Raw genomic sequence first — 23,918 nt, forward strand, 5'->3', positions numbered from 1 at the left:
TCCTGCCCCCGGGGCACCATGGTGATCTCACCACCGTCGCCGAAGCCGCCGCGCAACTCGATCTTCTCGATGTCGGTGTTCCATTCGGGCCAGGCAGCGACGTCGGCCCAGATGCGCCAGACGGCAGAGGGCTCGGCGCTGGTTTCGATGCTGTGCTCGTACGTCCACATGGTGGCCTCCGGTTGATTGTCATACGCAGGTGCGGATCATCGGGTGCGCAGAGCATCTGCGCGGCCCCGGCCGCCCGCAGGTGGCGGCCGTTAGCCGCTGGGTTGGCGCCGCACGTGCGACCGGTTCCCCTGCGGGGAAGCCGCCGAGCGTCGGCGTGGGAGTGATCGCCCCTCTCGGGCCGAGCCGGCAGTTACAGCCCGCGGGAGGGAGGACGGCGTCCACGCGCGGAACTGTACCTCGAAACGAGTGACTCGAATAGAGGCACTGGCGAATGCAATGCCTGGCGGGCTCCGGTCCAGCGACTTGCTGTCAAGTGGCGGCGGATGAAGAGAGATTGCCGGTCGCCACCGTCGAGCCAGGCGGTCACCTCGCGGGCGCCACTGCCGCAGCGGGGGCGAGGGGCCTGCGCGTGCCCATGCGCGTGCCCCCAGCGCCCGGACTCCCGCGATCTGACGGACTGTCCCCTCACTGCAGCCCGGGGCCGGTTCCAAGCTGGGGGTGGTCGTGCCCCCGCTGGCTGGAGTAGCATCTGTCTCAATTTTGAACGCGTTCAAATGGGGTGGGTCGAATGACGGACGTACGGGTGTGGTGGCGGACGCCGGCCGCAGTGCTGGTGGCGGCGCAGCCGGTCGCACTGGTGGTGTGGTGCCTCCTGGCACGGCAGGTCGACTTCTGGAACCTCGCCCCACTGGAGGCCTCGGGCGCGGCGGCCGGGCTGTTCCTCGCGAGCCGGCTGCTGGTCCGCCGGTCGATCGCGAGGTGGCAGGCAGAGATGCGGTGGTTCGCGTGGGCGGCCCTGCGCTACCTCGTCTGCTGCCTGACGCCGTTCCTGCTGCTGACCCTGACCGTGTGGCTGATCACGACGGGTGGACGGGACACCCCGGGGACTGACCTCGGCCTCTCGTTGCTCGGCATGCTGGTCATCTGGGTGCACCTTCCCACCCTCGTGCTGCTGCTCGTCCAGGCACCTCGTGCGCAGCGCGGTGCCCAGGTAGGCGCACTCATCGGACTGCTGCCCACCGCACTGCCGATGCTCCTTGTGCTCATCGCGGGCGCCTGGCCGCTGCTCCTGCTGATCGTGGCCCAGATGTTCTTCGCCTTCTTCGTACTGCCGGGGCTTGTGTCCTTGCCGTTCCTCGGGGCGCTGGCCGTCCAGGGCTGAGCGGGAAGGTGACGACCCGGCCGCCGGCGCGGCGCGTGAACGCTGCTGGCCCGTCCGTAGTAGCGCGCCGAGGTGCAGGATCTCGGGCCAGGTGAGAATGCGTTGGCATCCCGGCTGCGGGGTCGCACATAGCGGGATCGGATGGGCCGGCCTGGCGTGCTGGCCAGGCATGTCGAAGCGGGCAGCACGGCCGGCCCCATGCTCTTCTTCGCGCTCTCGCAGCCTGCCGCGGGCTTCATCGCTGCCAACGCCATGTACTTCCATATCCGCGACGCCGACCGCCGACTCGTCCTGGCCGGACTGCCGCCCTTCAACCTTGTGGCCGCCCGGCAAATGAGGGGAGGTGACGATGCCGGCGCGCCCCGATCGCGAGGGCGTAGACCGCCTCCGTGCCGCCCCGTATTCGAAGGACGAGGTCGATCGCGGTGGCCAGCGCTCCGGCCAGGACGGAGAGGACGGGAGCGAAACCGGCCTTGTCGATGGCGGTGATCCATTCGAAGGCTTGAGTGCTCAGCAGCGTCCACGTGCCGAGCGCGATGGTCGCGGCGGCCAGGTGGCGTGCGGCGCGTGCGAGACGGCGGCCGAGCAGGTCGCGGGCGGTGACGGGCGCGGCCATGGCCTGGACGCTACCGGGACGATCGGGGTACGGGCGCGACTTGGTTGTCAGGGCAGAGCAGTAGTCTCGGCGGAGGTGACCGCCACCCTCAACTCATCAGGCTGCGGAGAGTGTTGAATGACCGATCGGATCGCTGCTCGGCCGGCTTGGTCGGTCCGGTTGTGGCAGTACCGCGACAACCCGCACCGCGGGTGGACCAACCGACTGTTCTCTGACGCGGAGGTCATCGGCGCCATCGACGGCGCCCCGATCGGGCCCTACACGATAACCGAGCTCGCAGTACCCGTTGGCCATGAGCCAGGCCAACCGCGTCCGGTGCTGGAGTTGGCCAGCTGGTTCCGCGACCCAGAGGGGGAGCCTTCGGCTTCGGGAAGCGCGGGTTGGACCGGGTTGTTGATCCACCAGGAGATCGCAGCGCTCTTGTCGCTGGTCCTCGGTATCAGGCTGCGTGGAGACGATCCGCTGATCCGCCGCCGCCTGCCGGACGGGCGTATCAACACCTACGAGGTGGCTGGGCGGGTCGTGCCGAGCGCGCCGACCCCGTCCTGGGCATCGCCGATCATCCCGGGCCTGTCGGGCCGCCGGGCGGACTTCGCGTCGGTGCGCGGCCACCTGGAGTCGTTGCCCCGACTGTCGCCGCAGTACACCGTGCAGCTGGTGCGGGCGGCCCGGCAGTACGCCGATGCCCTATGGATTGCTGAGGGCGAGCCGGAATTGGCGTGGCTGATGCTGGTCAGCGCGGTGGAGGTCGCGGCGACCTCTCACCAGGTGGCTACCGAGGACTACACCCTGCTCCTGAAGAAGAAGTTCCCCCGGGCCGCCGAGGCCCTGCTCGCCGCAGGCGGCGAAGAGCTGCTTGCCGAAGCTGCTACCACCGAGTTCACCGGCCTCATCAACTCCACCAGCCGCTTCCTCAACTTCGCCCGCACGTTCCGCCCCGGCCCTCCGTCCCTGCGTACGACCGACACAGCCGCCCAGTTGTCCTGGTCATCGGGGAAGATGAGGGACGCATTCAACAAGGTGTACGACCACCGCTCCTCCCGCCTGCACGCCGGGGTCGCATTCCCCTGGCCTCTGCTCATCCCGCCCCCGGCCGCCGGCGACGGACTGCCGGCCGAGGTGTTCGCCGGGGGCCCGTACGGGTCGGGGGACACGACCTGGCCCGCGGCGGAGCTTCCGATGACCTTGGCGCTCTTCGCTCACCTGGTCCGCGGGATGCTGCTGCGTTGGTGGACGGTGATGGCCGACGAAGCCGCCACCGGCGCCGGGTAGGCCCTACTCCGCGCTGAGAAGGCCCGTCTTCGTCCACACCGAGCAGGAGTCCCCGAACATGTTCGATCCAGGCCTTCTGGCCGCCTTCGCCAACGGCCGCGTCCACGCCGTCGAGCACATGGCCGACCGGCTGGCCAAGGGCTACGACAGCTGGGATGAGGACACCGTCACCGCCATCCTTTGCCAGCACACCGCGCCGTACGTGAAGTCGATCCAGTTCAATGGCTACCAGGAGGGCCGGAACGGCCTCGACTGGCTGTGCTGGTGGCGCGACCGGACCGGTCTCTGCTTCGGCAGCCTGGTCCAGGCGAAGAACCTCAAGCGCAAGGGGAAGCGCTGGGCGGTGGGGTTCGACCAGAAGAACAAGCAGGGTCTGCAGCTCGACCTCCTCCTCGCCTCTGCCCGCCGTTTCCGTCTCCCCGCCCTATACATGCTGTATGCCGGCACCCCGGAGTACCGCACCGGCCTGGAGTGCAAGCAGCACAGCGAGCCCGCCTGCCAGCGGTGCGAGCGGGCCGGTGTCTCGGTCGTCAGCGCGCTCACCATCAAGTACCGGGCCAGTTTCCTTTCGGGTGACGAGCTCGCCGTCGACAGTTTCCACCGTGCAACTCCCTGGGAAGACCTGGCCGATCCCGCTCTTCCTGCGGGTCGGCTCAGAGCCTTCTCCCTGCAGGACTACGTCGGCCCCTGCTCCGACCGGCTGCGCGGCTTCCTCGCCGACAGCCAGGCCGGCGCGTCCGAGATCGCCAAGCGGATCTTCTCTCCGGTCCACAGTCTGCGCCTGGCCCAGTTCTCGGCCATGCTCGCCGAGCCGGTCGACACCGAGGACAACATGGTCTTCGCGGACCTCCCTGACGACCGCGGCCACTTCAGCGAGCCGTACTTCGTCCATGTGCTCCAAGGCCTGCGAACCGGTCTGCCCCAGTACGTACGCGACGCTGAGCAAGGCCACGCGGTACCGGCCTGGGTGTCGGACTCGCTGGCGGGGATCGTCATCATCGATGTCTGATCGACGGTGGGGGCGTAATCGATCGCCGAGTTGATCAGGATCGACCGGCTTGGCCCCGGGGCCGAATAACGGTCTCGGGGCCACTTGACCAGACGTTCCCCGCTAAGGGCGACCAAGGGCGCGGTAGGCCCAACCGGCGGCCCGCCAGCGGGCGGGGTCGAGGGTGCCGCGGCCGTCAATCACCCGCGGGGCGGCGACGCGGGCGGCGATGGCCTTGGGGTCGAGGCGGGTGAACTCGAGCCACTCAGTCAGGTGCAGCAGCAGGTCGGCGTTGTCGGCCGCCTCGATCGGGTGGTCGGCGTATTCGAGCTGCGGGTGGGCCTTGCGGGCGTTGTCGAGGGCCTTGGGGTCGAAGACGGTGACGGTGGCGCCGAGCTGGTGCAGCTTCTGGGCGACAGCGAGGGCCGGGGAGTCGCGGATGTCGTCGGTGTCGGGCTTGAAGGCGGCGCCCCAGACGGTGATGTTCTTGCCGTTGATGACGCCGTTGCACTGCTCGCGGGCGAGGTCGACCATGCGCTCGCGGCGGCGGTTGTTGATCGTGTCGACCTCGCGCAGGAAGGTCAGGGCCTGGTCGGCTCCGAGCTCGCCGGCGCGGGCCATGAAGCCGCGGATGTCCTTGGGTAGGCAGCCGCCACCGAACCCGAGGCCAGGCCTCATGCCGCGTCGGCCGATCCTGGCGTCGTGACCCAGCGCCTCGGCCAGCAGCTGGACGTCGGCGCCGGAGGTCTCGCAGACCTCGGCCATCGCGTTGATGAAGGAGATCTTCGTGGCGAGGAAGGCGTTCGCGGCGGACTTCACCAACTCCGAGGTGGCCAGGTCCGTGACGATGACCGGCGTGCCGGATTCGATGATCCTGCCGTAGGCCTGGCGGATCACCGACTCCGCGCGGGTGTTCTCGCCGGTGAAGCCGAGAACGATCCGGTCGGGGTGAAGGGTGTCCTCGACCGCGTAGGACTCGCGCAGGAACTCGGGGTTCCAGCAGACCTCGACCTGGTCGCCGGCGGGGGCGAACTCGCGCAGGATGTCGATCACCTGCGGGGCGGTGCCGACCGGGACGGTGCACTTGCCGACGATCACGGCGGGCCCGGTCAGTCGGGGGGCGAGCTGGCGGGCGGCGGAGAACAGGTGAGTGAGGTCGTAGGCCATCTCGCCGGGCTTCTGCGGGGTGCCGACGCCGATGAAGTGCAGGTCAGCGAAGGCTGCGGCCTCCGCGTAGGAGGTGGTGAACCGCAGCTGCCCGCTGGCGGTGTGCTTGGCCAGGAGCTCGTCCAGGCCGCGCTCGAAGAACGGGGCCCGGCCGGCGTTCAGGGCGGCGACCTTGTCGGGGTCGATGTCCATGCCGAGAACCTGGTGGCCGAGTTCGGCCATTGCGGCGGCGTGGGTCGCACCGAGGTAGCCGCAGCCGATGACGGTGAGCTTCACGAACGGTGTCCTTCCGAGAGGGGTGGGGCCGCCGGTCCGGGCCCGGCCCTCTCTCGAGGACGGGGCGGTCAGGCGCCGGGCCGGGCGGCCAGGTTGCGGTGGATGCCGTGGCGGATGAACGGCGGGATGGTCAGGACGGCCAGGTGCTCGGGGGCGAAGAACTGGAGCTTGACGCCCTCCGCGAGTGGAAGGGCCTGCTCGTCGCCGTCCCAGGTACCGGCGAAGAAGGTGATGATCTGGCCGGAGCCGACGCCGTCCTTCGTCTCGAAGAGCTCGGCCAGGTCGTCGACGGCCAGGCCGGCCTCTTCGTCGAGTTCGCGGACGATCGCGGCGGACGGGTCCTCGCCGGGGTCGCAGCCGCCGCCCAGCAGGCTCCAGTGGTCAGGCCAGGCGATGCCTGCGATGTCGTCGCGCAGGTGCAGCAGGAGCTCGCCGCGCCGGTTGGTGATGATCGCGACCGCTCCGCGCGGTTCGGCGGCGGACGGCTCGTCGGGGAGAGTCTGGGAGTCCATCCCCTCACCGTAGTGAGCCGACGGCCCGTCATGCTGCCGCCTCCACCGGCTGGTCGTTGAACCAGGCCGCCGCCATGAGCGACTGCATCCGGGTCCGGTCGAACCGCCCGCCGGGCTTCAGGCCGCCGGCCAGCAGCGGCCGCAGCGAGCGCGGCGCCTGGTCGAGGGCGGCGCTGATCTGGGCGGTCGCCCAGGGCTCCAGCGGGCCGCTCAGCCAGCTCGGGACCGGGGAGGCGAACCCAAGCTTGTCCCGGCTGCCCCAGACCTCGGACGGAAGTCCGAGCGCCTTCGCGGCATCCCGCAGGATCCGCTTGCCGGCCGCCGGAGCGCCGATCTTGTACTCGACCGGCAGCCGGTAGCAGAACTCGACCAGGTCCCGGGCCAGGAACGGCGAGCGCCGCTCCAGCGCGAAGGCGGAGGCCAGCTTGTCGCTGGTCATGACCAGCGGGCGCCAGGCCGTGGCCAGGTCCGCGAGCGTCAGCCCGCGGGCCAGGTCCCCGCCGGCCCGGTCCAGGGCGTCGGCGACGACCTCGCGCAGGCGCCCGTCCGGGTCCGCTCCGCGCAGGATGAGCCGGACGATCGCCTCGGCCGGCTCCAGCGGCTCGCCAGCCGGGTGCAGGAGCTTGGAGGCCAGCGGCCGGTAGGCCTCCAGCCCGGCGTCCAGCACCGCCTGCGGCCCGAACAGGACGAGCGCGTGGCGGACGTAGCCCATCAGGAACTCGTCCGGCCCCAGCCCACCGACCACGACCCGGATGCCCCGCTCGGCGACCGCCCGGTAGGCCATGTGTTCGGAGAACGTGGACGCGTTGCCCATCGGGTAGTCCAGCGCGTGCATGATCTCCGGCAGCGTGCGGGCGAAGTCCGCGGCGGTCGGCTCGATCACCACCAGCTCGGCGCCGATGTCCCGGGCGACGACGGCCGCCGTCGCGGACTCGTCCAGGCGGTCCTGGCCGGGGTAGCGGACCGTGACGCAGACCTGCGGCCGCATCAGGTAGGCCAGCACCGACGAGTCGAGCCCGCCCGAGAGCAGGAGCGCGAAGTCGGAGCCGGGGGCTCGCAGCGGAACCCGGTCGGCCAGCAGAGTGGAGAACCTGGCGAGCGCGGTGCGATAGTCGCCCTGCCAGGGCTCCAGCCCCTCCAGCGCCCACCAGGTCTGCTGAGCGAGGGAGCCGGAGGCGACGTCGAAGGCCAGCAGGGTGGCCGGGGCGAGGAACTGGATGCCCTGGAACGGGGTGTCGACGCCGGTCGGCGTCTCGATGCTCAGCATCTCCGGGCGGACGACCAGCGGGGCGGTGCCGTAGCCGGTCAGGGTGGTGACCTCGGAGGCGAACGCGAGGCGGCCGCCGTCCAGGCGCCAGTAGAGGGGCTTCTCGCCGAGCCGGTCCCGGGCCAGGAACAGCCGGCCCTCGCGCGGGTCGTAGGCGGCCAGCGCGAACATGCCGTCCAGGGCGGCCAGGCAGGCCGGCCCCATCTTGGCCCAGGCCCGCAGCACCAGGTGGGCGTCGCTTTCACCGGGCTCCAGCGGGATGCCCCAGGCCGCGGCGACCTGCCGGTAGTTGTAGATCTCGCCGTTGAACGTGAGGACGACGCCGCTGGCCAGGTCTTCGTAGGGGCCGGGCCGGGCGGTGGTGTCGACGATCAGCAGGGTGTTCATGGACAGCACCGCCCGGCCGTCAGCCGAGGTGAGGTGCCGGGTGCCGTCGGGGCCGCGGTGGTGCTGAGCGAGGCCCATCGCGGCGACTGTCGGCTGGTGGCGGGCGGCGTCAGCGCCGGCCAGTCCTGCGATTCCGCACATCTGGTTGTCACCCCCGAGCGTGAATCGGTGAAGGCCCCCGCCAGAAGGTCTGTGGTCCGGTCCGGCGGAGGCCCGGGACATCAGACAACCGCGTCCCACCGGGCCGGGGCAGGGCTCGCAGGGGGGCTCACAACTCGCGAAAGCGGTTCACCGCGAGCGGCGAAGGCAATACCCTCTGTGATCCGGCGTCAGGTGCCGGGTGTACGACTTCTCGTGCCCAGTCGCGTACGACTTCCGCGCAGAGCCGCGCGGGACCGATTGAGGGGGACGCTGTGGCGTCGACCACCCGCCGGGCCAAGCTTCCGAACGACGCGCTGGCCCGGATGATCGAAAAGTGTGAGGGAGCCAGCCACAAATCGCTGGCTCTGCGGGTGAACCAGCTCGCCCACGAAGCCGGGCTGACCACGACGTATACGCATACCTCGGTCGCGAACTGGTGCCGCCGGGGCATGGTCCCCGATTGGCCGGTGCCCAAGCTGTTGGCTCAGGCGATCGGCGAACGGCTCGGCCGGCCCGTGCAGTTGGCGGAGATCGGTATGGCGGATGCGGAGACACCGGACACTGCGGTGGGGTTGGATTTCCCGCGAGACCCTGCCGACGCCGTCCGCGTCGCCACTTCGTTCTGGAGCAGTGTGAACCGCCGCGACTTCCTCACCGGATCCAGCTTCGCCGTCTCCGCGTTCGCCACCCCGGTGACCCGCTGGCTGGTCACCCCCGCCGATGACGATGCCGCCCACCGAGGCCGCGGCCGGGTCGGTGCCGCTGACATCGCCGAACTGCGGGAGGCCGCCGACGACGCCCGGCGGTGGGACTCGAAGTATGGCGGCGGGAATTGGAAGGCCAACTCCGTCACGGCCTGCCTGCAGGAACGCGCGGTGCCGCTGCTGAACGGCTCGTTCAGCGACGACGTGGGCCGCGAGCTGTTCTCGGTGACCGCCGAGTTGTCCCGTCTGGCAGGGTGGACCGCCTTCGATGTCGGCCAGCACGACGCCGCCCAGCGGCACTTCATCCAGGCCCTCCGCCTCGCGCGGGCCGGCGGCGATGTCGAGCTCGGCTGCTATGTGCTGACCACGATGGCGATGCAGACCCTGCTGCGGGGCTTCGCCGGCGAGGCCATCGACATGACCCAGGGCGCCTTTCAGCGGGCCAAGGGAGAGTCGGCCCCCAGGGTGCTGGCCTTCACCAAGCTGATCGAGGCTCGGGCCCATGCCCGCGACAACAACGCCAAGGCCGCCTCGGCCGCGCTGGCCGCCTCCGAGAGCCTGCTCGACCAGGCCCGCGACGGCGCCGGGGAACCGGCGTGGATCGACTTCTATCACCACGCCCGGCTCTCTGCCGACGCTGCCGAGATCTTCCGTGACCTGAAGAACCCCAAGGCCGCGCTGGCCTGGAACGCCCAGGCCGTGGCCATGCAGTCCGGGGTGTTCACTCGCTCGGTCGGCATGCGGCTGGCGATCGTCGGGACCGCTCACCTCCAGGACCGCGACCTGGACCACGGGCTCAAGCTCGGCAACCAGGCCATCGATGTCCTCGCCCGCGTTCAGTCGACCCGCGCCTTGGACTACGTCCGCGAATTCAATGGGGCCCTCGCGCCGTGGCGCCGGGAAACGGCCGTGCGGGAGTTCCTCAACCGCACCCGCACCGAACTCGGCATGGCGGCCTGAGGCGGCATCGCCAGCCGGTGGTGATGCCGTCTCGACTGAACTGCCGTTCAATCCCAGAGGGTACATATCCCATAAATCGGTCACCGCAGTCGGCGTGAATGCCGGCTGCGGTGACCGATCTGCGCGTGCTGCGGGCGGCTCAGGTGACCGGCTGCGGAGGGCTGGGCTGGTTGGGCAGCAACCGCAGCCGTGGCGCGATCGCCTCGGCGAGTTGCTTGCGGAGCTGGCGGTTCTCGGTCTGCGATAGGTGCAGGGCCCGGACGAGGGCCTCGACATCGGCTCTCAACTGCTCGATCTGCTTGAGGTCGACAGCCCGCAATTCCTTGGCCTTGACGAGTTGGGCTCGCAGGCGCTTCTCGGCGTCGGGTGTGGCACCGCGGGCGCGGACGTGCTCGTAGAACTCGTTCTTGAGGTCGAGGTGGCGCTGGGTCAGGGCATTGCGGGGCACTCCCGCTTCCTGGGCGAGGGCAACGATGGTCAGGGCGCCGTTGGAGTGCTGGGCGGTCCCGTGGACGATGCGCTCCATGGCCGCACGGATGCGTTCGCGTTCATCGACGGCTGGTGTCATCGGGAGCCTCCTCGGCGGTGGTGCGCTCGCGCCTGTGCTGGTCGGCAAGAGCGCGCAAACGGTCGGCGGTTGCCCGAAGCCGGTCGGCGAGCGGGCCGGGGATGAGTTGGGTGCCGGCCTGCCGCTCCAGTTCGGCGGCCTTGGCTGTGAGGCTGGCCGCGTGGTGGTCGGTGCGGGCGATGTTCGAGCAGGTGGCGACGCACCGGTTCAGGCTCGGGGTGTCGGCGGGCTTTTGCTGGTGGCAGAGGGCCTTGGCCGGGTTATAGACGCAGGTCAGATAGGCGTCCGGGTTGTCGTGGACGGCCAGTGTGGGGTTGTGCAGGAGCGCGCGGGCCTGGCGGGCGGTGATGATCAGTCCGGGGAACGCGGGCGCGTTCGCCGCGGCGTGGATCGCCCGGCGCGCGGCCGGTCCCGAGATCCCGATGCCCGCGGCCCGATCTGCGTGCAGTTGAGCGAGGGTGTCGGCGCTCGCGCGTGCGGTCTCGATGTCGAGAAGGTCGTGGATGCCGTCGCGGCTGCGGGCGGCATAGCCGACGCTGACTGTGGTCCGCAGATGGCCGTACTGAACGGCGAGCGCGACCAGCCCGCCGGGTCGGCGGGCGATGTGCCAGGCCAGGGTTCGCCGGAAACGAGCAGGCGCGATCGCGCCGCGGGGATCGTCGGGAACGATCTCGTAGGAGCGGCTCATGCTCTGGGCGAGGCCGGACGCCCACTTCGCGAAGTCCTCGATCCGGGTCGACAGGGTCTCGAAGCTCAGCGCCTGACGTCCAGGCTTGTTGCGGGGGTAGTCGTGGATGGAGGAGTTGAACAGCAACTCGCCTTCAGGGACCATCCGTTCGAGAACGCGGACCGCGGAGACCACGGGAGCGATGGCGACCCAGGGAACCTCGCGGAGCTCACCGCCGGGCAGATGGTTGCCGTCCTCGCCGCGCGCATTCTTGAAGGTGTGGCCCCGGATCAGGTGCCGTTGCCCCGTGTCCTGCGGGTTCGGGCAGCAGCCCGAGCGCAGGGCCAGAACCTCGCTGGGTCTCATGCCGGTCAGGTAGGACAGGACGATGAATGCGGCGGTGCCCAGGTGTCGCATCAGGGTGGACGTCTCGGAGAGGTCGATTGCCGGCGTCCAGGGCTTGCCGTCGACGCGCCCGGTGATGGTGGTGGTCAGCGGACAGCCGCCGGGGTTGCGCCGCAGGTGTTCCTTCCAGCGTGGATCACGCAGTTCGAGGGTGAGCTGACTGCGGGAGGCGCCGGTGAGGTGGACTATGTAGCCGTTGGCGATCGATGGCCTGCCGTTCATGATGCGGCTGGGTATCGGCCGGTCGTTCGCGGCGAGGTCGTCCAGGTAGGCCCGTAGTCGCTTCCGGCCGTCCGGAGTTGACTGGACCGCGCTGATCGCGCGGGTGGTGATGCTCTGGCCCTCGTTCCAGGCCGCGAGGATGTCGTCGGCGAAGCCGTCGACCATCCGCAGGGCCCAGATCAGCAGCGGGCCGATCGTGGCGGGGCTGACGGGATCGGTGACGTTCTCACCGCCAGCGCTGGCCGCCGGGAGGAAGTCATCGACTCCCTCCCGGTTCCAGGGTGGCTCGGCGATGCCGATGGGTAGGCCGCCGTAGGCGTCGAACGTCCAGAGCCTGGTCAGCGACGCCAGCTGCTTGCCGACGGTGTTGCGGTTGGGGTTCGGCCGAGCGACCAGGTGCAAGCTGTAAGCCCGCCAGACCTCCTCCGTGCAGTCCGCGAGGGTCAGCTCCCGCTGGTCCAGCCAGCGGGCCAGCTGACGCCAGTGCAGGATCGACCGGTAGATCTGGCCGTCACCCAGCCGGGTCCGCCAGGCGGCCGCCTTGCCGATCATCGCGATGTCCGGCAGAGCCGTGTTGATCATCAGCCAGCCCAGGTAGCGGAACTCCTCACGGGTGGCCGGCGGGAAACGGTCCCAGTGGATGGTGGCCCGTGACGCTGCGGGGTTCGCACCGAGCGCGGCCAGCGGCCAGACGTGCTCGCCATAGGCGGCGACCCCACCTGGGCCGGCCGCACTCTCGGGCAGGACGGAGGGTGTACTGGGGCCCGGACGGGCCGGGCGCTCGGCGATCAGGGCTGTCACTGGTCGAAATGTCCGTTCAGGAGGTGGTCGATCATCTGCCGGTCCAGGTCGCTGGCCGTGGCCAGCGCCGCCCGCCAGACCTCGTCGCCGATCCGGGGGTGCCTCTTAAGGTCCTCAAGGCGGGCATGGGCGTCGGCGAACGGGCCCCGCCACTCCGCCGGATCGAGGGCCCCGCGCAGGTTGCCCAGCGCTTGGTGCAGCAGAGCGAGCCGGGGGTAGTGGGCCGGTGCGACCCGGGCGTTGGGGCATGCGGTGCAGAGCAGGAACGACGCCCGGCAGCCCATTCCGCTCTCGCCGAAGGGGCTGTCCATGTAGTCGGAGCACCCGGTGGTGGCCGTCTCCTGGGCGTCCCCTGCCGCCTTCTCAGTGAGTCGGGCGGCGAAAACGGTGAGCCGGGCGGCGTCGGCCGCTTCCTGTGCGCCTTCGGCGATCACGTCGATGGCTGCCTCGTGGACCTGGGGCTCACCCATGACATAGACCCTGTCGTGGGTGTCCTGGCTGTTCTGCCCCGGCTCACGGCGGTGCAGCACGTTGACCGTCTTGCGTCCGCGCCGCAGCGGCGAGCCGGGCAGGCCGGCCCTGACCGCCCACTCCCGGCAGTCGTCCGACGTGACGCCCAGACCGAACGGGCCGACCCGCAGGGGGACTGCGCGGGCGGTGCCCTGCTGGGCGGGCGGGAGCGGCAGGCTCTCGTGCCAGACGATCAGCCGGTCGACCTCCGCATCGCTGGCCGCGATGAAGGCGCGGGCGAACTCCGTGACCTCCAGGATCTCGGTGATCAGCCGACCTGCCGAGCTGGCGCCGACGTCGGCCAGGTTGCGGCTCTCGAAGTGGTGGCCGCTGCCACGGCGCCGCTTCTCCAGTGTCAACCGGTAGACCACCGGCGTCGGAGCCGATCCGGAACCGGAGGTCGTCGTGGGGACCGCCAGCTCGAAGGCGGTGGTCGCGTTGAGGCCGAGTTCGGAGACCAGCAGCACCACCAGGGCCGCCGCTTCGACGCGGGTCAGGTAGAGGCGCTTCCAGGTCGCCTCCGCCCCCTCGCCGCCCAGCGCCAGCCGATACCGGTTGATCACGCGCATCTTCCCGGACTCGTCCTCGTAGCGCGGGACATGCCCGGTGCGGGCGAGCTCGTCAAGTGCCTCGCCCACCAATCCCTGAGGGGTGGCCGCGTCGACCTTCCCGGTCCGCCAGGCCGTCAGCAGTTCGGCGTTGTGCCTGATCCGCAGCAGTGCGGAGCGGAGCGTGCTCCTGGCGGCGGCCCTCACCGCCTGGAACTCAGCGGGAGTGAACGCCTTCTCCTGGACCTTGACGCGCGGAAGGCGCGCGGCCATCGCCTCCCGCACCGGCATGGGCAGCCTCGCGTCCAACTTCAGGAAACCGGCCACGTCGGTGAGCTCTCGGTAGCCGATCCGGTTCGGGGACCGACGCAGTTTCCAGGCCGACCACAGTGCCGCGCTCAGCTGCGGAATGTCCCGCGGCGGGCTCTCTTGCGAGGCGACGAACTGCGCGAAGCGCCGCAGCATCTCCCAGGTGGCCTTGCTCGTCTCCACGGAGTCCCATCCGCCGCCAGGAGCGCACTTCTGGGCGAACAGCACGGCCAACGACCGCCTCATGGCCGGCGCCAGGGGCAGAGCGCCAAAGTCGTACGACTTCTCACCGCCGCCCTTGACGAGGTGGCGGACCATCAGCTCCCCGTCCGCCAGAACGACCGGACGCTGGAACGTGCCATCGGGAAGTGCCGCCTTGCGGCCCCGCCCGCTCACGCCGACACCAGGGTCGGCGCGAGCTTGCCGTCAATGTCCTGGATGCCCTCGCTCTCCTGGGCGATCCGCGCCAGCAGCGCGGTCACCCTTGCCTGCGACACCTCCTCGCCGCCGCCCTCCCCCAGCGGGGCGGGCTCGGCCAGCAGGGCCCTGAGCTGAAGGTCCGAGACCGGAGCCAGGTAGATTCCGCGCGTCGTCTCGATGTCTCGATGGCCGAGCAGGTCCTGCACCATCCGCCACGGATCGCCGTAGAGCATGCGGAAGTCCCGGCGCTCTTCCGGGCTCAGGCCCATCCGCAGGTCGACCACGTGGTGGAGCACCACCAGCATGTGCAGCGCGAAAGAGTGCCGGCACATGTGCGGCGTACAGAACGGCGACTCGCCCTGCCCGTCCGGCGACAAGATCACCTCACAGCGCTTCGACGCAGCCTGGAACACCCCTTCCCACGAATGCGGCTGCAGCGGCAGCCCCGACTCGTTCAGCCACAACCACAGCGGCTCCGGACCCGCCGGGCCCTCGGTGAACAGCAGCATCCGCTCGCTGACCGTCAGCTGGGACAGCGGCTTCCTCCCCACCACCCCATCCTGGTCTCGCCAGTTCACGACCTTCTCCCGTCGGCCCGACACCCCGGTCACCAGCCGCCAGACTGGAAGGTTCTCGTACCGGCCCTTCGCCTGCGCTCGCCCTACCGCCGCCGCGCGAGTCGACTCCACATAGCTCTCGATGCCGCCGACCACAGACGTCGCAACGTAGAACGTGCGGCCGCGCTTGGACTTCGTCACCTGCTGGGCCAGGCGCCCGACGCAGTACCGGCCGGCTGCGAGCCGGGCCTGGGGCACCTCGAACGTCAGCAGGGAAGCACCCTCCGTCAGCCGCATCCCGGAGGCGAACAGCGTCTCCGCGAAGGCGACGTTGCGGTCCTCCAGACGTCCGCTCCACCTGCTGGAAGGCAGGCCATCGGCCCCGTAGCCTCGCAGCCCTACGTCGACCCACTGCCGAAACGCCCTTGGTGTCAACCAGTGAACATCACTGGACCTCGCGTCCTTCGCCCTGGCCTCTGCACTCTCAACCACCTCGCCATGACGGGTAGTTATCAACCTGGTGGTCACCGGGCTGGCTGCCATGTGGCCGCTCTTCTCTGCCCACCTGTAGAGCCGCGCGAGAGCGGCCAGGCCACGGTTCCACCTGGCGCCGCCGACCGTCGCCGGGTTTCGCGGTGACCTCGTTCGCCACTCCTCGAAGTCCCATAGATCGTCCGCGGTCGCCTCGTTCCACACCTTGCCCCGGGACCACAGAAAGTCGAAGAAGAGGCAGTAATCCTCGGTGTAGTCCTCCTTCGTTGTGGGCGCCAGCCTCGCGAAGGAGGACCGACAGAGGAACGTGCTCAGCGCCTCGTCTATTCGATGGTCCGGCGACAGAAGGATCGGACTTCCGGGGTGGATACCGGCCCGCTCCTCTCGCTCCGCAAGGTTTTCCCAACCCGCCAGTGCGGGCACTCGATCAGGCACTACCAACCGGGTCTCGGGCACCCAGTAAACTCGCCAACCCGGCATGTGACCGCCCTATTCGATGAGGCTTCAACACGCCAATCTAATAGAGAAGTCGGCGCACATCACCAGTCGCCACCCCGTCGGTGGCCAGCCGGTGGCGATCCGCGCGAGCTGCGGCGGGCGCAGCAGCACGGCCAGCAGGACCACCACCACGGCCCCCGTCACCAGGGCCCGCGCCCAGCGACGCCGCCCGGGTGCCGGCCGCGGACTACCCGGCTCCGCCCGTCGGGGCAGCAGCAGCGGCGCCGCCCAGCAGCCGGCCAGGACGGCCAGCGCGACCGTTGCCGTCCCGAACCACCCTCCTGGCCAGGACAGTTGGCCGCCCGGCAGCTCGGCGCCACGGCGTGCCACCAGGGCGAGCCAACCGGCGGGCACTCCGGCCGCTTCCGCGAACAGACCGGCCGGGGCCGGGAGGAGCGGGTGCAGGGCGAGCACCCCGAAGCCGAGCAGCGTCGCCGGGGCCACCGCCGGCTCGGCCAGCAGGTTGCAGGGGATGCCCACCAGGCTGACGTGCCCGGACAGCACCACCGTCACGGGCGCGCACAGCGCCTGGGCGGCCGCCGTCGCCGCGAGCGCGCCTGCCAGGTGGTACGGCCAGCGGCGGGCCCGCAGGGCCTCGGCCCAGTGCGGACCGAGGACGAGCAGCCCCGCGGTGGCGAGCACCGACAGCAGGAAGCCGAACGAGCGCGCCAGGAACGGGTCCAGCAGGACCAGCACCAGGACCGCCCCGGCGAGCGCGGGCACCGCCTTGCGAGGACGGCCGACGGCCAGGGCCAGCATGCCGATCAGCCCCGTCCCGGCCGCCCGCAACACGCTGGGCTCGGGTCGGCAGACGGTGACGAAGGCCAGTGTCAGCGCGGTGCCGAGCAGGGCGCCGGTGCGCAGCGACAGCCCCAGCAGCACGGCCAGCCCGCGCCGTTCCGGGGTGCCGGCCTGCCCGGGCGCGCCCAGCAGCGCACCGAGCACGATCGCCAGATTGGCCCCGCTGACCGCCACCAGGTGGACCAGGTCGGTGGCGCGGAAGGCGTCGTCGAGGTCGTCGGGCAGCCGAGAGGTGTCGCCGACCACCAGCCCCGGGAGCAGCCCGCGCGCGTCCGTCGGCAGTTCGTCGGTGGCCGAGCGCAGGCCTTCGCGCAGCCGGCCGGCGATCCGCTGCGGCAGGCTCGGCGGCGCCAGCTGCCGGGGCGGCCCGTGGACGACCAGCAGCGCGGCGGACTCGGTGTCATGGCCCTCCCCCGCCGGCTGAACCTCGGCCTCCGCCGCCAGCCGCTGGGACGGCAGCAGCCGCTGCCAGGGCTCGTTCGCCGCCCCTCGGGCCATGACCGTCACGGGCGTGCGCGTGCGGGTGCTCCGCCCGTCCGGGAGCAGGGTGACACGGTCGGCCACCGCGTCCACGGTGACGAGCGGCTGCCCGCCGGTGAGGCCTCCCCGGGCGGTGTGGGGCTTCGGGTCACCCGCGACGGTCAGCTCCACCTCCACCGCGGGGGAAGGCGTTCTCGGCTCGGTGGCCACGGACGCACGGGCGAGCTCCGGCAGTGGCCCCCGGTGGAGGTCTGAAGTGTGCAGCGGGGTGGCGATCGCGGCCGCCGCGCCGGTGAGCAGGACGGCGGCCAGCGTCACCGCGGCGCCGCGCCGGCGCAGGACCCCCGGCCGGGCGAGCAGCACGCCGGCCGCGAGCACGGCAAGGCCCGCCACGGTGAACGCGAGGGCCTGGTAGCCCGGTTCCAGGCGTAGGAGCGCCGCTGTGACCGTCCAGGCCGAAGCGGCGGGTAGCAGCAGCCGGAAGTCGGCCCCGGGAGAGTGGGGCGCAGGGGCCGGACCGACCGGCGTGGTGGCGACGGACATGGCGGTACCTCCCTTCGGTGGCCGGGGAAGCGGGCAAGGATGACGGCGATGGGGGCGTCAGAGGGTGAGGAGCGGTCGAAGTTCCGCGTACGTCCGGGCACCGATGCCGCTGACCTGCCGGAGTTGGTCGAGGGAGCGGAAGGAGCCGTGAGCGGCGCGGTAGGCGAGGATGCGCTGGGCGAGGGTGGGGCCGACGCCGGGGAGGGTGTCGAGCTGTTCGAGCGTGGCGCGGTTGAGGCTGACGGGTGGTCGGGGCACGGCGGGGCCCTGAGGTCCGCTCCCGCTGCCGCCGGCGACGGCGGGAGGCGCGGGGGCGGGAGCCGGTTCGCCGACCAGGATCTGCTCACCGTCCGTCAGGACGCGGGCCAGGTTGAGGCTCCTGGTGTCCGTCTCCGGCAGCGGACCGCCTGCCGCCCGCAGGGCGTCGGCCACCCGGGAGCCGGCGGGCAGGGTGTGCAGGCCGGGGAGGTGGACCCGCCCGCCGATGTCCACGACGACGGCCGCCATCCCGGCGCCGGAGCCGGACTCGGCGCCGGGCTCGGCTCCTGGCCCGGCTCGGGACGCAGCGGCGGTGGCGTCGGTGGGGAGGGACGGATCGGCCCCCGCCGGTGCCGCGACCGCCGCCAGCGCGGGGACGGGGAGCGTCTCCGGCCGGGCCAGCCAGAAGTGCTGGACGGCGTATCCGACGGCGAACAGCAGCAGGATGGCCAGCCCGGCGACCGCACGCCGGTCGAGTGCCAGCGCCGGGGCGAACGAACGGAATGAGGGGAGTGAAGGCGACGAGGGAGGGGAGGGGATCGGCGGACGTGCCCCGGCCTCCGGTGGATCCGCAGCGTCGCCCGGATCCGGCGCGGCACCCTTATCCGGCGGCGCCGGAACCGTTGTCGGCACCGCCATGCGCACCGGCGACGGCGGCCCGGTGGCAGGCGCCGCCCGGCCCCCCGATCGCGACGCGGTCGGCGCCGGGGAGCCCTCCCCCGAGCCACCCTCCGGTTCGTCACTCGTCGGCAGCAACGCGGCCATCCGCAGCCGCACCGTCTCGTTGATCGCACGGCGCTTCGCCGCGCCCAGGCTCATGGTCGTCATGCCGAGGACGGTAGGAGTCCTCTGGCGGTAGCGCGGAATTCAACGAAACCCTGTGGATAACCCGGGGGTTGTGGACAAAATGCGTCACTCACAGGAGTGGACGAGACTGTCTGAAGTTGACCACGCTGCTGACCGACGACAGCTCGGCCGACGACGACTCGACCGGCAACACCTCGACCGACAACCGACCGGTCGTCCACGGGTCCGGCCGCCCGAGGCCACCCGCACGCCTCAGCGCGGCGCGACCACCACCGCCAGGAGCCCCGGCCCGACGTGGGCGCCGATCACCGCCCCCACCTCGCCCACGTACAGCTCCCGCAGCCCCGGCACCCGGGCCCGCAGCCGCTCCGCGAGCGGTTCGGCCCGGTCCTCGGCCGCCAGGTGGTGCACGGTGATGTCGACCTCCTGCTCCCCCGACCGATCGACCGCGATCTCCTCCAACCGCGCGATCGCCCGCGACGCCGTCCGCACCTTCTCCAGCGGCTCGATCCGCCCGCCGTCCAGGTGCAGCAGCGGCTTGACCGCCAGGGCCGAGCCGAGCAGCGCCCGCGCCGCCCCGATCCGGCCGCCCCGCCGCAGGTGCTCCAGGGTGTCGACATAGAAGAACCCGCTGGTCCCGGCCGTCCGCCGGGCGGCCGCCTCGGCCGCCTCCGCCAGGCCCTGCCCGGCGGAGATGGCCTCGGCCGCCGACAGCACCCCGTACCCGAGCGCCATCCCGACCAGTCTGCTGTCCACCACCCGCACCGGTACGGGCGCATCGGCGGCGGCCAGCCGGGCGGCCTCGACGGTGCCGGACAGTTCGCCGGAGATGTGTACCGAGACGATCCCCTTCGCCCCGGCCTCGGCGGCCGCCCGGTAGGTGGCGGCGAAGGTCTCCGGGTTCGGCCGGGAGGTGGTCACACGCTGCTTGCCGCGCAGCGCCTCGGCGACGTCCTTCGGGGAGATCTCGACGCCCTCGCTCAGGACCGAGTCACCGACCGCGACGCTCAGCGGGACCACCGTGATCCCGTGCCGGTCGAGGGCGTCCTGCGGCAGATAGGCCGTGGAGTCGGTGACGAGCGCGAGGTCGGAGGGCATGAGCCGGAGGTTACTCCCCGTCGGTCCGGGACGACAGCGCCTGGTCCGGGCACCAACCGAAGGCCTCGTCCCTCACCCCGACCCCCACCCCGACCCGCACCCCGACCCCCACCCCGACCCGCGCCCCTTCCCGCGCCTCGCGCCGCACCACCGGCTCAGCCGGCCGAGGGCCCCGTCGAAGGCCCGGCCGAGGGCTTGCGCAGCCGCTGCGCCAGCTTGGCCAGCGGATCGGCGAGACCGAGCAGCTCCTCCGCACTCGGACGCCCCTTCCCGTCGGTCAGCCCGGCCCGAGCCGCACTCCTGGCCGCGCCCCCGGAACCGGAGGAACCGGCGGAAGCGGCGGAACCGGAGGAACCGGCCGAACCCGAGCCACCCGCAGCGCCCCCGGAGGAAGCACCCCCCGAGGCGTCCCAGTGCCGCAGCGCCCCCGCCTCGCTCTCGCACTCCTGGCTCAGCCGGCTCAGCTCGTCGTCCGCGAACCGCTGCATCCGGTCCTGCGCCGCCCAGCGCATGGTCTCCGCCGAGTGCGTGATCCGCTCGGCCCGCTCGCGCAGCTCGGGCAGCTTGGCGGCGATCCGCCCGGTGTCCGGCTCGCGCTCCAGCATCCGCAGTTCGCCGTCGAGCTCGGCGGCGTGCTCGTCGAGCCGCTTCAGCAGGGCGAGCGCCTCGCCGAGCTGGCCGTCCTGCGCGAGGCCGCTCTCCAGCACCTGCCGGGTGCCGTCGAGCGAGGTCCGCAGGCCGAGCCGGACGGAGGCGATCTGCGCGGCCGGGCCGACCTTGGTGTACGTCTTCGCCTTGAGGGTGGCGGTCTCCACGGCCCGGCGGGCGCTGGCCTCGTGCTTCTCGATCTTCGCGCCGACGGCCTTGGCGGCCTTGACCGTGCCGACCACGGCCAGCACCGTCACCGCGATCCCGAAGAGCAGGACCAGGCCGATCATCACGCCGAACACGTCCATCGTGCGCCACCTTCCGCCGTCGTTCCGGCCCCCACCGGGCCCAACGCGGGCCGCATCGCCGAGGGTTCCACGGTAGCCGCCGGACGCCGCCCGGGGGCAGCCCGAGCGGCCCCCGCGACCGGAGATCAGGGTCAGATCCGGGATCTCCCCGAGGACCCCCGAGCACACCGGAAAGCCCTGCGGGGCTCCGAACCAGCGCCGATCGGGCACCGAACGAGCGCCGCCCAAACCCGCGAAGCACCGAACGAGCGCCGCCCAAACCCGCGAAGCACCGGGCAGGCACCGCCCGAAGCCCCACGGAACGCCACGGAACGCCGGACGGGCGCCCCGAAGGACGCCCGCCCGATCACTCCGCGATCACTCCGCGAGTGCCGCGGTGCGGTCACGCCGCGGGGTCGCCCCCGCAGCAGCCGCACTCACCCGGTGACGATGTTCACCAGCTTCGGCGCCCGCGCGATCACCTTCCGCACCTCGGCCCCGCCGATGGCCGCGACGACCGCCGGCTCCGCCAGCGCCAGCGCCTCCAGCTCGGCGTCCGAGATGCCCGGCGCGACCTCCAGCCGCGCCTTGACCTTGCCCTTGATCTGGACCACGCAGGTCACCGTCTCGTCCACCACGTACGCCGGGTCGGCGACCGGGTAGTCGGTGTGCGCCAGCGAGTCGCCGTGGCCCAGCCGGCGCCACAGCTCCTCGGCGATGTGCGGGGCCAGCGGCGCGACGATCAGCACCAGCTGCTCGGCGACCGCCCGCGGCGTGGAGCCGCGCTTGACCAGGTAGTTGTTCAGCTCGATGGCCTTGGCGACGGCCGTGTTGAAGCGCAGCGCGGCCATGTCGCCGCGGATGCCGTCGATCGCCTTGTGCAGGGCGCGCAGCGTCGCCTCGTCGGGCTCGTCCTCGGTGACGACCAGCTCGCCGGTGGCCTCCGAGACGATGTTGCGCCACAGGCGCTGCAGGAAGCGGTACGAGCCGACGACGGCGCGGGTGTCCCACGGCCGGGAGACGTCCAGCGGGCCCATCGACATCTCGTACAGGCGCAGTGTGTCGGCACCGTACTCGTCGGCGATGTCGTCCGGCGCGACGGCGTTCTTCAGGGACTTGCCCATCTTCCCGGCCTCGCGCTTGACCGGCTCGCCCTGCCAGGAGTACTGGCCGTCGCGCTCCTCGACCTCGGCGGCGGGCACCGGGAAGCCGCGCTCGTCGCGGTAGACGTCGGCGGTGATCATGCCCTGGTTGAACAGCTTGTGGAACGGCTCGACGGAGGAGACGTGGCCCAGGTCGTGCAGCACCTTGTGCCAGAAGCGCGCGTACAGCAGATGCAGCACGGCGTGCTCGGCGCCGCCGACGTACAGGTCGGCGCCGCCGGCCGGCTTGGTCTCCGTCGGGCCCAGCCAGTACCGCTCGTTGGCCGGGTCGACGACCGCCGAGGAGTTCGACGGGTCGACGTAGCGCAGCTCGTACCAGCAGGAACCGGCCCAGTTGGGCATGGTGTTGGTCTCGCGGCGGTACTTCCTGACGCCGTCGCCCAGGTCCAGTTCGACGTTGACCCAGGCCTCGTTGCGCGACAGCGGGGTCTCCGGCGAGGAGGCGGCGTCGTACGCGTCGTAGGTGCGCGGCGAGTAGTCGTCGACCTCGGGGACCTCGACCGGCAGCATCGACTCGGGCAGCGCGTGCATGACGCCGTCCTCGTCGTAGACGATCGGGAAGGGCTCGCCCCAGTACCGCTGGCGGCTGAACAGCCAGTCGCGCAGGCGGTAGTTGACGGTGCCCTCGCCGATGCCGCGCTCGGCCAGCCAGGCGGTGGCGGCGGCCTTGGCGTCGACGACGCTCAGCCCGTCCAGCGACAGGTCGCCTTCGGCGCGGGCGGAGTTGACGATGACGGAGTCGTAGGTGTCGAACGCGTCGTCCCACTCGGCCGGGTCGGAGCCGCGCCCGTCGGTCGGCTCGACGACGCAGCGCATCGGCAGCGCGAAGGCGCGGGCGAAGGCGAAGTCGCGGTGGTCGTGGGCGGGGACGGCCATGATGGCGCCGGTGCCGTAGCCCATCAGCACGTAGTCGGCGATGAAGACCGGCACGGACGCGCCGCTGACCGGGTTGACGGCGTAGGCGCCGGTGAAGACGCCGGTCTTGACCTTGGCCTCGACCTGGCGCTCGACGTCCGACTTGGCGGCGGCCGTGGCGCGGTAGGCGGCGACGGCCTCGGCGGGGGTGGCGGCGCCGCCGGTCCACTCGGCGGGCACGCCCTCCGGCCAGGTGGCGGGGACGATGGAGTCGACCAGGCCGTGCTCGGGGGCCAGCACCATGTAGGTGGCGCCGAACAGGGTGTCGGGACGGGTGGTGAAGACGGTGATCTTCTGGTCACCGGGGGCCGCGAAGTCGACGCGGGCGCCCTCGGAGCGCCCGATCCAGTTGCGCTGCTGCAGCTTGATGGCCTCGGGCCAGTCCAGCAGGTCCAGGTCCTCGATCAGCCGGTCCGAGTACGCGGTGATGCGCATCATCCACTGGCGCAGGTTGGACTTGAACACCGGGAAGTTGCCGCGCTCGGAGCGGCCGTCCGCGGTGACCTCCTCGTTGGCCAGCACGGTGCCCAGGCCCGGGCACCAGTTGACCGGCACCTCCTTGGCGTAGGCCAGGCGGTACTCGCCCAGCGCCTCGTCGCGCTCGGCGACGGACAGCTCGGCCCAGGCGCGCCCGCCCGGCAGCTCGCGCGCGCCGGACTCGAACTCGGCGACCAGTTCGGCGATCGGACGGGCCTTGCGGGCGTCCGCGTCGTACCAGGAGTTGAAGATCTGCAGGAAGATCCACTGGGTCCAGCGGTAGTACTCCGGGTCGATCGTGGAGATCGAGCGGCGCGGGTCGTGGCCCAGGCCCAGCCTGCGCAGCTGCTGGCGCATGTTGGCGATGTTGGCCTCGGTGGAGACCCGCGGGTGGGTGCCGGTCTGCACCGCGTACTGCTCGGCGGGCAGGCCGAAGGCGTCGTAGCCCAGCGTGTGCAGCACGTTGTGGCCGGTCATCCGCTGGTAGCGGGCGAAGACGTCGGTGGCGATGTAGCCCAGCGGGTGGCCGACGTGCAGGCCCGCGCCCGAGGGGTACGGGAACATGTCCATGATGAAGCTGTGCGGCTTCGCGGCGACGTCTCCGGCCGCCGGGTCGGCCAGCGCACCGGTGGGGTTGGGGGCGTGGAAGGTGCCCTCCTTCTCCCAGATGTCCTGCCAGCGGGACTCGATCTCGGCCGCCAGCGCGGCGCTGTACCGGAACGGCTCGGTCGCGGTCTCGGCCGCGCCGGACGCAGGGGTCGTCTCGCTCATGGTCCTTCAAGCTCCATCGGTGTCAGTTGGCGAACCGCGCAGGCGGCCGG

Annotated in this window: 17 protein-coding genes; 4 read left to right on the plus strand and 13 right to left on the minus strand. The window is 71.5% G+C overall.

The genetic code is table 11. The features are described from left to right. Window positions 1–739 precede the first annotated feature (739 nt). Window positions 740–1,333: a hypothetical protein gene (locus tag ABZ449_RS29355; protein ID WP_360352131.1), complete on the plus strand. Its 594-nt coding sequence runs from the start codon at window positions 740–742 to the stop codon at window positions 1,331–1,333. A 310-nt stretch (window positions 1,334–1,643) separates the two neighbouring features. On the opposite strand, the gene ABZ449_RS29360 is transcribed toward ABZ449_RS29355, so the two are convergent. Beyond that, entirely contained in the window at window positions 1,644–1,949 is a 306-nt protein-coding gene (locus ABZ449_RS29360) for a hypothetical protein (RefSeq protein ID WP_360352133.1), read from the minus strand. Between the two features lie 117 nt (window positions 1,950–2,066). On the opposite strand from ABZ449_RS29360, the gene ABZ449_RS29365 reads away from it, so the two are divergent. After that, window positions 2,067–3,221 (plus strand): hypothetical protein, encoded by a 1,155-nt coding sequence (locus tag ABZ449_RS29365; protein WP_360352136.1) that lies wholly within the window; start codon window positions 2,067–2,069, stop codon window positions 3,219–3,221. 58 nt (window positions 3,222–3,279) lie between these two features. Beyond that, window positions 3,280–4,230, plus strand: coding sequence for a hypothetical protein (locus ABZ449_RS29370; protein WP_360352139.1), 951 nt, complete (start codon window positions 3,280–3,282; stop codon window positions 4,228–4,230). Window positions 4,231–4,332: 102 nt separating this feature from the next. On the opposite strand, the gene ABZ449_RS29375 is transcribed toward ABZ449_RS29370, so the two are convergent. From ABZ449_RS29375 to ABZ449_RS29385, 3 genes are all read right to left on the minus strand, one after another. After that, window positions 4,333–5,652 (minus strand): UDP-glucose/GDP-mannose dehydrogenase family protein, encoded by a 1,320-nt coding sequence (locus tag ABZ449_RS29375; RefSeq protein ID WP_360352142.1) that lies wholly within the window; start codon window positions 5,650–5,652, stop codon window positions 4,333–4,335. A gap of 68 nt (window positions 5,653–5,720) precedes the next feature. Beyond that, window positions 5,721–6,164 carry an NUDIX domain-containing protein gene (locus ABZ449_RS29380; protein WP_360352145.1) on the minus strand — a complete coding sequence of 148 codons (444 nt, stop codon included), beginning with the start codon at window positions 6,162–6,164 and terminating at the stop codon, window positions 5,721–5,723. Between the two features lie 28 nt (window positions 6,165–6,192). Beyond that, window positions 6,193–7,896 carry an asparagine synthase-related protein gene (locus tag ABZ449_RS29385; RefSeq protein ID WP_360352147.1) on the minus strand — a complete coding sequence of 568 codons (1,704 nt, stop codon included), beginning with the start codon at window positions 7,894–7,896 and terminating at the stop codon, window positions 6,193–6,195. A gap of 335 nt (window positions 7,897–8,231) precedes the next feature. On the opposite strand from ABZ449_RS29385, the gene ABZ449_RS29390 reads away from it, so the two are divergent. Beyond that, on the plus strand, window positions 8,232–9,623 hold the full coding sequence (locus ABZ449_RS29390) for a sporulation protein (protein ID WP_360352150.1): 1,392 nt from the start codon (window positions 8,232–8,234) through the stop codon (window positions 9,621–9,623). A gap of 139 nt (window positions 9,624–9,762) precedes the next feature. On the opposite strand, the gene ABZ449_RS29395 is transcribed toward ABZ449_RS29390, so the two are convergent. From ABZ449_RS29395 to leuS, 9 genes are all read right to left on the minus strand, one after another. Continuing rightward, window positions 9,763–10,149 (minus strand): hypothetical protein, encoded by a 387-nt coding sequence (locus tag ABZ449_RS29395; RefSeq protein ID WP_360352153.1) that lies wholly within the window; start codon window positions 10,147–10,149, stop codon window positions 9,763–9,765. A 22-nt stretch (window positions 10,150–10,171) separates the two neighbouring features. Further along, window positions 10,172–12,037 (minus strand): integrase, encoded by a 1,866-nt coding sequence (locus ABZ449_RS29400; protein WP_360352156.1) that lies wholly within the window; start codon window positions 12,035–12,037, stop codon window positions 10,172–10,174. A gap of 245 nt (window positions 12,038–12,282) precedes the next feature. After that, a complete protein-coding gene (locus ABZ449_RS29405) occupies window positions 12,283–13,836 on the minus strand; it encodes a hypothetical protein (protein ID WP_360352159.1) in 1,554 nt (517 codons plus the stop codon). A 209-nt stretch (window positions 13,837–14,045) separates the two neighbouring features. After that, window positions 14,046–15,578: a site-specific integrase gene (locus ABZ449_RS29410; RefSeq protein ID WP_360352162.1), complete on the minus strand. Its 1,533-nt coding sequence runs from the start codon at window positions 15,576–15,578 to the stop codon at window positions 14,046–14,048. A gap of 48 nt (window positions 15,579–15,626) precedes the next feature. Continuing rightward, window positions 15,627–17,444 (minus strand): ComEC/Rec2 family competence protein, encoded by a 1,818-nt coding sequence (locus ABZ449_RS29415; protein WP_360352165.1) that lies wholly within the window; start codon window positions 17,442–17,444, stop codon window positions 15,627–15,629. 57 nt (window positions 17,445–17,501) lie between these two features. After that, window positions 17,502–18,530 carry a helix-hairpin-helix domain-containing protein gene (locus ABZ449_RS29420; RefSeq protein WP_360352168.1) on the minus strand — a complete coding sequence of 343 codons (1,029 nt, stop codon included), beginning with the start codon at window positions 18,528–18,530 and terminating at the stop codon, window positions 17,502–17,504. A gap of 231 nt (window positions 18,531–18,761) precedes the next feature. Then, the gene (locus ABZ449_RS29425; protein WP_360352170.1) at window positions 18,762–19,607 is read right to left on the minus strand and encodes a DegV family protein; all 846 of its coding nucleotides are present in this window, start codon (window positions 19,605–19,607) and stop codon (window positions 18,762–18,764) included. Between the two features lie 155 nt (window positions 19,608–19,762). Then, the gene (locus tag ABZ449_RS29430; protein WP_360352173.1) at window positions 19,763–20,563 is read right to left on the minus strand and encodes a hypothetical protein; all 801 of its coding nucleotides are present in this window, start codon (window positions 20,561–20,563) and stop codon (window positions 19,763–19,765) included. Window positions 20,564–20,979: 416 nt separating this feature from the next. Next, on the minus strand, window positions 20,980–23,868 hold the full coding sequence (gene leuS / locus ABZ449_RS29435) for a leucine--tRNA ligase (RefSeq protein WP_360352176.1): 2,889 nt from the start codon (window positions 23,866–23,868) through the stop codon (window positions 20,980–20,982). Window positions 23,869–23,918: the final 50 nt, after the last annotated feature.

It is taken from the genome of Kitasatospora sp. NPDC005856 (genome assembly GCF_040629945.1).
In the GTDB taxonomy this organism is placed as follows: domain Bacteria; phylum Actinomycetota; class Actinomycetes; order Streptomycetales; family Streptomycetaceae; genus Kitasatospora.

What these genes read in the sequence shown, in the direction of transcription:
- ABZ449_RS29385 (WP_360352147.1), bottom strand. Translation starts at nt 7,896, where the DNA reads ATGGGCCTCGCTCAGCACCACCGCGGCCCCGACGGCACCCGGCACCTC.
- ABZ449_RS29415 (WP_360352165.1), bottom strand. Translation starts at nt 17,444, where the DNA reads ATGTCCGTCGCCACCACGCCGGTCGGTCCGGCCCCTGCGCCCCACTCT.
- ABZ449_RS29380 (WP_360352145.1), bottom strand. Translation starts at nt 6,164, where the DNA reads ATGGACTCCCAGACTCTCCCCGACGAGCCGTCCGCCGCCGAACCGCGC.
- ABZ449_RS29400 (WP_360352156.1), bottom strand. Translation starts at nt 12,037, where the DNA reads ATGATCGGCAAGGCGGCCGCCTGGCGGACCCGGCTGGGTGACGGCCAG.
- ABZ449_RS29425 (WP_360352170.1), bottom strand. Translation starts at nt 19,607, where the DNA reads ATGCCCTCCGACCTCGCGCTCGTCACCGACTCCACGGCCTATCTGCCG.
- ABZ449_RS29355 (WP_360352131.1), top strand. Translation starts at nt 740, where the DNA reads ATGACGGACGTACGGGTGTGGTGGCGGACGCCGGCCGCAGTGCTGGTG.
- ABZ449_RS29395 (WP_360352153.1), bottom strand. Translation starts at nt 10,149, where the DNA reads ATGGAGCGCATCGTCCACGGGACCGCCCAGCACTCCAACGGCGCCCTG.
- ABZ449_RS29430 (WP_360352173.1), bottom strand. Translation starts at nt 20,563, where the DNA reads ATGGACGTGTTCGGCGTGATGATCGGCCTGGTCCTGCTCTTCGGGATC.
- leuS (WP_360352176.1), bottom strand. Translation starts at nt 23,868, where the DNA reads ATGAGCGAGACGACCCCTGCGTCCGGCGCGGCCGAGACCGCGACCGAG.
- ABZ449_RS29365 (WP_360352136.1), top strand. Translation starts at nt 2,067, where the DNA reads ATGACCGATCGGATCGCTGCTCGGCCGGCTTGGTCGGTCCGGTTGTGG.
- ABZ449_RS29420 (WP_360352168.1), bottom strand. Translation starts at nt 18,530, where the DNA reads ATGACGACCATGAGCCTGGGCGCGGCGAAGCGCCGTGCGATCAACGAG.
- ABZ449_RS29360 (WP_360352133.1), bottom strand. Translation starts at nt 1,949, where the DNA reads ATGGCCGCGCCCGTCACCGCCCGCGACCTGCTCGGCCGCCGTCTCGCA.
- ABZ449_RS29370 (WP_360352139.1), top strand. Translation starts at nt 3,280, where the DNA reads ATGTTCGATCCAGGCCTTCTGGCCGCCTTCGCCAACGGCCGCGTCCAC.